Below are 8,274 nucleotides of genomic sequence, written 5' to 3'. Positions count from 1 at the left end.
GCGCGGGGGTGTTCGACGCGGTGAAGGGCCCCTGGACGATGACGGTGGCCTCACGGCGGGGCTCGGCGGCGGCCTCCGCGCGGGGCGCCGGGGCTGACGGCGGCGGCATGGGGATGGCCGAGGACGGCATGCCCAGGTCCAGCGCGGGCATGGCCGAGCGCGAGCTGCGCACCGGCGGCATGGGCGGCGGCGCGAGCGGGCCGGAGGGCACGGGCGGCGCGCCGTCGACCTCGGCCTCATCCAGCAGCAGCTCCGGCGGGGGCGGAGGAACCATCAGCGGCTCGTCCCCACCGGCCCCTTCCAGGGGCGCGTCCGCGGCGGCGGCCAGCTGATCGGCGAAGAACTCACCGACCTCCAGGGAGAAGCGCTCGTTCAGCTCCCCACCCGCCACCTGCTCACCCTGGTCGGTGAGCTTGAGCTGGGCCTCGCGGTCCATGGCGATGTAGTGGAACTTGCGCAGGAAGAAGAAGTAGTTGTCGAACTCGAGCGACACGGATGGCTCGAGTGCGGCCTTCACGTCTGCCAGCTTGTTCGAGCGTCCAAGACGGCCGTTCTCCCTCAGGTTCCGGAGGATGAACAGCGCCTCGCCACTGACGGTGTCGCGATTGAGGGCGGGCTTCTGCATGGGGAAGCGACTCTATGCCGTCCCCACGCCGTGGCTCAACGGATGACTGGCGGTAAAACGCGCCCCTACTTGATGCGCAAGAGCTGCTTCACCGTCTCCAGGACTTCCACGAAACGCACCGGCTTGCGCAGGTAGATGTCCACGCCCAACTGCATGGCGCGGTCCTGCGCCTCCTTGCCGCCGGCGGAGATGGCGATGATGGGGATGGTGCGCAGCGCTTCTTCCTCGCGCATCCGCTCCACCAGGGCGAAGCCGTCCATCACCGGCATGTAGAGGTCCGTCATCACCAAGTTGAAGCGGTCCTCACGCAGCATCAGCAGCGCGTGGTGCCCGTCCGGCGCGAAGTGGACCTCCAGGGGGACCTTTCCGTGCAGCTCGCCGCTGGCCAGCTTCTTCAGCACGTAGCTGTACATCTCGATGATGTGCGGGTTGTCCTCAACGATGAGCACACGATACCCCTCGTGCTCTGCGTGGGACGCGTGGCTGTCTGCTCCTGCCGCACTCAAGATGTCACCCAGTTTCCGCCGGTCCTGCTCGCGCTCCACGCGAACGCCGACGCCCGCGGGCTGATCGGGGCCCGCTGGCCGCATCCAGGCCACGGTTCCGCTGACTTCTACCGGATCCAGCAGTCCCGGGAAAGAAAGTGCGAGCCGGACCTCGTCCCCCATGACGAAGGCCTGGTCCGTCTGGACGAACAGGCCCTCGTGGGACAGGTTCTCCGTCACGTCGCGGGCCTGGCGCCCGTCCGTGTAGTCCACTCTCAGCACGGCCGGGACGCGGGGGTGCTGGCGCTTGTCCTCTGGACCCGGGTTCATAACAAGGGCTTGAAATCGCTCGGCAATTTGCTGATGGCAACCCAGTGTAGCTTCGAGGGTTTATGTTGACAACGTAGCCATTGGGGCAATACGTACCGGCCCGCCATGGCGGAGCCCCTGTTCACCTCTGAAGAGCAGAAGAAGTTCGACGCGGGAATCGCGGAGATCATCTCCCACTACCCCCCGGATCGGAAAAGCGCGGGCATGCTCCCAGCGCTGCGTCTGCTCCAGGAAATCAAGGGATGGCTGCCCCCGGAAGGGTTGCGGCTGGTGGCGAAGCATCTGGAGGTCACTCCCGAGCGGGCCATGGAAGTGGCCAGCTTCTACGTGATGTACCACCTCAAGAAGCCGGGCAAGTACGTCATCGACGTCTGCACGAACCTGTCCTGCTCGCTGTGGGGCGCGGAGAAGATGCTCGCCTACCTGGAGGAGAAGCTGGGCCTCAAGGCAGGTGAAGCCAATGAGAAGTTCACCTTGCGAGAGACCGAGTGCCTGGCCTCGTGCGGTACTGCGCCCTGCCTGCAGATCAACGAGGATCACCACGAAAGCCTGACCCAGGCGAAGCTGGATGCCATCCTCGCCAAGTTGAGCTGAACCCCCACCCTTCTTAGGCTTAGGACGTCATCGACATGGCCTCTACGGCAAAGACGATCGAACCGATCATCTCGGCGGCCTGGGGTAAGCCTCAGTCCTGGACCCTGGACAGCTACCGCAAGCGGGGGGGCTACGAGGCGCTGAAGAAGGCGCTCCAGATGGAGCCCGCCGCCATCATTGACGAGGTGAAGAAGTCGAACCTCCGCGGTCGCGGTGGCGCCGGCTTCCCCACGGGCCTCAAGTGGAGCTTCGTCCCCAAGGACAGCCCCAAGCCCAAGTACCTGGCGGTCAACGGCGACGAGTCCGAGCCGGGCACCTTCAAGGACCGCTACATCCTGGAAGATGACCCGCACATGATGCTGGAAGGCATCGCCATCGCGTCCTACGCGCTGGGCGTGCACACCTGCTACGTGTACCTGCGCGGCGAGTTCAAGTTCCCGGCGGAGCGCGCGCAGGCGGCCATCGACGAGGCCTACAAGGCGGGCATCTTCGGCAAGAAGGTCCTGGGCAAGGACTACGAGCTGAACTGCTACCTGGTCCGCGGCGCGGGCGCGTACATCTGCGGCGAGGAGACGGCGCTGCTGGAGAGCCTGGAAGGCAAGAAGGGCTGGCCCCGCCTGAAGCCGCCCTTCCCCGCGGTGGTGGGCCTCTTCGGCTGCCCCACGGTGGTGAACAACGTGGAGACGCTGGCCAGCGTGCCCGCCATCTTCCAGCAGGGCGCTGAGGCCTACGCGAAGCTGGGCACCGACAAGTCGGGCGGCACGCGGCTCGTCTGCCTCTCCGGCACGGTGAACCGGCCGGGCGTGTACGAAGTGTCGATGTTCACCACCATCTCCGAGCTCATCTTCGACGACAAGTACGGCCGGGGCATGCCCGCGGGCCGGAAGGTGAAGGCCGTGATTCCGGGCGGCTCCTCGGCGCCGGTGCTGGGCGCGGACGAGCTGGACGTGGCCATGGAGTTCGAGGCCCTCAAGGTGAAGCAGACCATGGCGGGCTCCGGCGGCGTCATCGTCATGGACGACGCCACCTGCATGGTGCGCAGCCTGTGGCGCGTGGCCCGCTTCTACGCGGAAGAGTCGTGCGGCCAGTGCACGCCGTGCCGTGAAGGCACGCCCTGGCAGACGCGCCTCTTGCGCAAGATCGAAGAGGGCCGCGGCGAGCCGGGCGACATCGACATGCTGTCCAACGTCGCGTCGTCGATCGCCCCCTACCCGCCCATCGGCCTGGGCAACACCATCTGCGCGCTCGGCGACGCGGCGGCGCTGCCCACGCACTCGTTCCTCATGCGGTTCCGGGACGAGTTCGAGGCTCACATCCGTGAGCACCGCTGCCCGTTCGGCGACAAGCCCTGGGGTTCGTTCGGAGACTGGTCTTGAACATCGAGCTCATCCTCTTCGGGGCGTTCGCGCTCCTGACGCTGCTGTCGGCTGGAACGGTCATCTTCGCGCGCAGCCCCATCAATTCGGCCATGGCGCTGGTGTCCACGTTCTTCTTCATGGCCGGCATCTACGTGCTGCTGTGGGCGCACACGGTGGCCGTCATGCAGGTGCTCGTGTACGCGGGCGCCATCATGGTGCTCTTCCTGTTCGTCATCATGCTGCTCAACCTGGGAGAGTCGTCCACGCGCGGCAAGCCCACGGTGGCCCGCGTCGCGGGCGGCGCGGCGACGGTGGGCCTGTTCGTGGTCCTGGCCATCGTCCTCCTGAAGCTGCCCGCCGAGCCGGCCACGCTGAGCACGGGAGCCCAGGCCTCCTTCGGCACCATCGCCACCATGGGTCAGGTCATCTTCACCCAGTGGCTGTTTCCCTTCGAAGCTGTGAGCTTGCTGCTGCTGGTGGCCATGGTGGGCGCAGTCGTCGTGGCCAAGTCGCGGATCTGATCGCCCATCCCGGACAACTTTTCTGTGCTAGATGGCGGCGCAGGCAGCCGCTCGCGAGGCCCCGAATCGGCCCATGGTTCCCATCACCTATTATCTCCTGCTTGCCGCCGCCCTGTTCTGCATGGGCATGTTCGGCGTGCTCGTTCGCCGCAACGCGCTGGTCGTCTTCATGAGCGTGGAGCTGATGCTCAACGCGGCCAACCTCACGTTCGTGGCCTTCGCGCGCATGCGCGGTGACGACCTCGGCCACGTGTCCGCCTTCTTCGTCATCGCGGTGGCGGCGGCGGAAGCCGCCATCGGTCTGGCCATCGTCATCGCCGTCTTCCGAAGCCGGGGCAGCATCCTGCTGGAAGACCTCCGGACGATGAAGCACTGATGCCCCCCCAGGAGCCACTGTCATGACTCTCGTCGAATTCTTCCGGGCGGCACCCGTGGCGCCAGACATCCTGGCGCCCTCGCTCTGGCTCATCATCGCGCTGCCCCTGCTGGGCGCGTTCATCTGCGGTGTGTTCGGCAAGATGATGGGCCGGGCCAACGTCCAGCTCGTCGCCTGCGCGGCGGTGGCTGGCTCCTTCGTCCTGAGCCTGTTGGCCTTCTGGGCCACCAGCCACCACAACCCCGAGACGGGTCGGCTGGCGGCCATCTTCCCCAACCCGTTCGGCATCGAGCGGGACTTCGTGCGCTACGCGCTCGCGTACGACTACGGCACCTGGTTCTCGGTGGGCGACTTCCGGGTGAACTTCGGGCTGATGGTGGACCATCTGTCCGGCATCCTGCTGCTCATCATCACGGGCGTCGGCTTCCTCATCCACCTGTACTCCACCAGCTACATGGAGCACGACGCCGCGTACTGGCGTTTCTTCGCGTACCTGAACCTGTTCGTCGCGGCGATGCTGACGCTGGTGCTGGCCGACAACCTGATCCTGCTCTTCGTGGGCTGGGAGGGTGTCGGCATGGCCAGCTACCTGCTCATCGGATTCTGGTACGACGACCCGGCCAAGGCCTGGGCCGGGCGCAAGGCCTTCGTCACCAACCGCATCGGTGACTTCGCGTTCCTCATCGGCACCTTCCTGCTGGTGCTGCTGGTCTCCGCCTTCACCCAGCAGTCGAACGCGGCGGACTACAACACCGCCGGCACCACCGCGCAGCACTACACGGCCGCGCTGGAGCAGAAGGGCCCGGTGACGTTCAAGGGCCTGGAGAAGATGGCCGAGGGCCTGGTGAACGGCTCCGCGGACAAGGTCGACCTGAGCACCCCCATCGAGGCGGGCCCGCTGGAGGGCTACACCTTCGGCGGCGTGATGACGGCGGCCATGCTGCTGTTCCTCCTGGGCGCCGCGGGCAAGAGCGCGCAGCTGCCCCTCTACGTCTGGCTGCCGGACGCCATGGCCGGCCCGACGCCGGTCTCCGCCCTCATCCACGCCGCGACGATGGTGACCGCCGGCGTCTACCTGTTCAGCCGCATGTCCGCGCTGCTGGTGCTGAGCCCCACCGCCATGGCGACCATCGCCATCATCGGCGCGCTCACCTCGCTGCTGGCGGCGCTCATCGCCTTCGCGCAGGACGACATCAAGAAGGTGCTCGCCTACTCCACGGTGTCCCAGCTGGGCATCATGTTCATGGGCGTGGGCATGGGCATCTTCTGGGCGGCGGTGTTCCACCTGATGACGCACGCCTTCTTCAAGGCCTGCCTCTTCCTCGGCGCCGGCAGCGTGATGCACGGCAACGGCGACGAGACGGACATCAAGAAGCTGGGTGGCCTGCGCAAGGAGATGCCCTGGACCTGGGCCACCTTCCTGGTCGCCACCCTGGCCATCACCGGCATCATCCCGCTGTCCGGCTTCTTCTCGAAGGACGCCATCCTGCACGGTGTGCACCACAACCACCTGCAGGGCCTGGAGTGGGTGTCCAGCCTCGTCTACTACCTGGGCCTGCTCATCGCGGCGTCCACCGCGTTCTACATGACGCGCGTGTACCTGCTCACCTTCGAGGGTCCCCGCTCGAAGGAGGCCCGGGTGGCCCACGCCCATGAGAGCGCCTGGCAAATGACCCTGCCGCTGGTGGTGCTGGCAGTCCTGAGCGTGGTCGCCGCGCGGTACGCGTTCGGCATCGACTTCCTCAACATGACGGCGCAGCCGGTGCTCGACAACTTCCTGAGCCCGGTGTTCAGCGCGACCAAGCGCATCACCGACGCCAGCACGCTGGTGGCGCTGGACACCAGCCGCCCGCAGCTCGTGCCGGACTACCTCAAGGCCTGGGCCGTGGCCCTGGCGGGTGGCGGCACGGCGGCCTTCCTCTACCTGCGCTACTTCCCTTCGCGCGTGGGTCAGCCGGATCCCGCCTTCATCCGCGCGGTGCGCCCCCTGGCGCTCAACAAGTTCTACGTGGACGAGCTCTATGAGCTGATTGTCATCCGTCCCGTGAAGTTCATGAGCTTCCTCCTCTTCCGCGTGGTGGACGCGCTCGTCATCGACACCGTGGCGGTCCGCGGCACGGCGTGGGTGACGGCGCGCGTGGGCAGTGCGCTCCGCTACGTGCAGTCGGGCGATGCCCAGGCCTACGCCGCTGTGATGGCCATCGCCCTGCTGGGCGGGATGGCCTACGCCCTCATCCAGGTGATGCAATGAGCTTCTTCGACAACCACCTGCTCAACCTCGTCGTCTTCCTGCCGCTGGTGTTCGCGGCGCTGGTGGCGCTGCTGCCGGCCGGCGAGAGCGGCCAGATTCGCACCGTCACGTTCATCGCCATGGTGCTGGACCTGGTGTTCGGGGTCTGGGCCTACATGACGTATGTGCCGGGCGGGCCGGAGTTCCAGCTCGAGTACCGGGCGCGTTGGTTCGACCTGTTCGGCACCAGCTACCACATTGGCGTGGACGGCCTGGCCGTGAGCCTGCTGCTGCTCACCGTCTTCCTGGGGCCCCTCGTGGTGCTGGCGTCCACCACGTACATCAAGTTCCGCATCAAGGAGTTCCACCTGGCGCTGCTGGTGCTCCAGACGACGATGCTGGGCGCGCTGGTGTCGCTGGACGTGCTGCTCTTCTACATCTTCTTCGAGGCCATGCTCATCCCCATGTACCTCCTGGTGGGTGTGTGGGGCGCCGAGGACCGCCAGATGGCGGCGGTGAAGTTCTTCCTCTACACGCTGGCCGGCTCGCTGCTGATGCTGGTGGCCGTCATCGCCGTGTACTTCATCAGCGCGCCGGTGGGTGCCCGCTCGTTCGACTACGCGAGCATCTACAACGGCCTGCTGGACGCCAACCGTCAGCTCAGTGCATGCACCGCGGGGCCCGCGGGCGCGTGTGACTCGCTCACCGGGCTGGCCGCCACGCTGCACACCTGGGGTCCGTGGCTGTTCGCGGCGTTCGCCATCGCGTTCGCCGTCAAGGTCCCCATGTGGCCGCTGCACACCTGGTTGCCGGACGCGCACGTGCAGGCGCCGGTGGCTGGCTCCATGATTCTGGCCGGCGTCACCCTGAAGATGGGGACCTTTGGCTTCTGGCGCTACGCGATTCCCTTCTTCCCGGTGGCCACGCAGCAGGCGCGGCCCTTCCTGGCCACGCTGGCCATCATCGGCATCGTGTACGGCGCGATGATGTGCCTGGCGCAGCGGGACATCAAAAAGCTCATCGCGTACTCGTCGGTCAGCCACCTGGGCTACTGCATGCTGGGCATCCTGGCGATTACGGCCGAGGGCGCCACGGGCAGCGCGTACCAGATGCTCAACCACGGTGTGTCCACGGGCGCGCTGTTCCTCCTGTTCGGCTACCTGTACGAGCGGCGCCACTCGCGCCTGATGGCGGACTACGGCGGCATCGCGAAGGTGATGCCGGTGTTCACCGCGGCCTTCGTCATCATCACCTTCTCCTCCATCGCCGTGCCGGGCACGAACGGCTTCATCGGTGAGTTCCTGGTCCTCCTGGGCACCTTCAAGAGCGACCTGGGCGAGGCCGCGGGCAACCCGCACCTGACGGCGGTGTTCGGCGGCTTCGCCACACTGGGCGTCATCCTGGGCGCCGCGTACATGCTGTGGATGGTGCAGAAGGTGTTCTTCGGTGGCATCACCCACCGGGAGAACCAGCACCTGACGGACATGAACCTGCGCGAGGGCCTCACGGTGCTCCCCTTCATCGTCCTGGTCGCTGTGATGGGTCTGCAGCCGCAGCCCTTCCTGGACCGGCTGGCGCCCTCCACGGACCGCTTCCTGGCCCGCGCCCGCGTGGGCACGCCGGGGGCCGAGTTGCAGGAGGACCGACTTCGGGTCGAGGTGATGTCCCTGCCATCCCGTCAGGTCGTCGCCGCGCCGTCCGCGCCCGTTCCGTTGGCCGCCGCCCCGGCCGTTCCCTCGCCGCGGCAGTAGCCGC

At 66.9% G+C, this 8,274-nt stretch carries 7 protein-coding genes and 1 pseudogene; 6 read left to right on the top strand and 2 right to left on the bottom strand.

The window, feature by feature from the left end:
• Together FL344_RS32105 and FL344_RS32100 are read right to left on the bottom strand one after the other, a co-directional pair.
• Positions 1–625 (bottom strand): annotated as a pseudogene (locus FL344_RS32105) (serine/threonine protein kinase); the annotation flags it as partial.
• A 65-nt stretch (positions 626–690) separates the two neighbouring features.
• Positions 691–1,440, bottom strand: a complete 750-nt coding sequence (locus FL344_RS32100) for a TIGR02266 family protein (RefSeq protein ID WP_090485026.1) — start codon at positions 1,438–1,440, stop codon at positions 691–693.
• A 105-nt stretch (positions 1,441–1,545) separates the two neighbouring features.
• Here FL344_RS32100 and nuoE point away from each other — a divergent pair, with 105 nt between their 5' ends.
• From nuoE to FL344_RS32070, 6 genes are all read left to right on the top strand, one after another.
• Complete coding sequence (nuoE, locus tag FL344_RS32095; RefSeq protein WP_011551206.1) at positions 1,546–2,034, top strand: NAD(P)H-dependent oxidoreductase subunit E; 489 nt, start codon at positions 1,546–1,548, stop codon at positions 2,032–2,034.
• Positions 2,035–2,069: 35 nt separating this feature from the next.
• Complete coding sequence (gene nuoF / locus FL344_RS32090) at positions 2,070–3,410, top strand: NADH-quinone oxidoreductase subunit NuoF (RefSeq protein ID WP_141621211.1); 1,341 nt, start codon at positions 2,070–2,072, stop codon at positions 3,408–3,410.
• Positions 3,407–3,913, top strand: a complete 507-nt coding sequence (locus FL344_RS32085) for an NADH-quinone oxidoreductase subunit J (RefSeq protein WP_141594091.1) — start codon at positions 3,407–3,409, stop codon at positions 3,911–3,913. Before nuoF ends, FL344_RS32085 begins: the two co-directional genes overlap by 4 nt.
• A 73-nt stretch (positions 3,914–3,986) precedes the next feature.
• Positions 3,987–4,289, top strand: coding sequence for an NADH-quinone oxidoreductase subunit NuoK (gene nuoK / locus FL344_RS32080; RefSeq protein WP_090485030.1), 303 nt, complete (start codon positions 3,987–3,989; stop codon positions 4,287–4,289).
• 22 nt (positions 4,290–4,311) lie between these two features.
• Entirely contained in the window at positions 4,312–6,540 is a 2,229-nt protein-coding gene (gene nuoL, locus FL344_RS32075; RefSeq protein ID WP_141621210.1) for an NADH-quinone oxidoreductase subunit L, read from the top strand.
• A complete protein-coding gene (locus FL344_RS32070; protein ID WP_141621209.1) occupies positions 6,537–8,270 on the top strand; it encodes a NuoM family protein in 1,734 nt (577 codons plus the stop codon). The genes nuoL and FL344_RS32070 overlap by 4 nt, the downstream gene beginning before the upstream one ends.
• The last annotated feature ends 4 nt before the right edge of the window (positions 8,271–8,274 follow it).

Source organism: Myxococcus sp. AB036A (genome assembly GCF_006547355.1).
GTDB classification, from domain to species: domain Bacteria; phylum Myxococcota; class Myxococcia; order Myxococcales; family Myxococcaceae; genus Myxococcus; species Myxococcus virescens.
This window is presented reverse-complemented; position numbering and strand designations above follow the sequence as displayed.

What these genes read in the sequence shown, in the direction of transcription:
- nuoE (WP_011551206.1), top strand. Translation starts at nt 1,546, where the DNA reads ATGGCGGAGCCCCTGTTCACCTCTGAAGAGCAGAAGAAGTTCGACGCG.
- nuoL (WP_141621210.1), top strand. Translation starts at nt 4,312, where the DNA reads ATGACTCTCGTCGAATTCTTCCGGGCGGCACCCGTGGCGCCAGACATC.
- nuoK (WP_090485030.1), top strand. Translation starts at nt 3,987, where the DNA reads ATGGTTCCCATCACCTATTATCTCCTGCTTGCCGCCGCCCTGTTCTGC.
- FL344_RS32100 (WP_090485026.1), bottom strand. Translation starts at nt 1,440, where the DNA reads ATGAACCCGGGTCCAGAGGACAAGCGCCAGCACCCCCGCGTCCCGGCC.
- FL344_RS32070 (WP_141621209.1), top strand. Translation starts at nt 6,537, where the DNA reads ATGAGCTTCTTCGACAACCACCTGCTCAACCTCGTCGTCTTCCTGCCG.
- nuoF (WP_141621211.1), top strand. Translation starts at nt 2,070, where the DNA reads ATGGCCTCTACGGCAAAGACGATCGAACCGATCATCTCGGCGGCCTGG.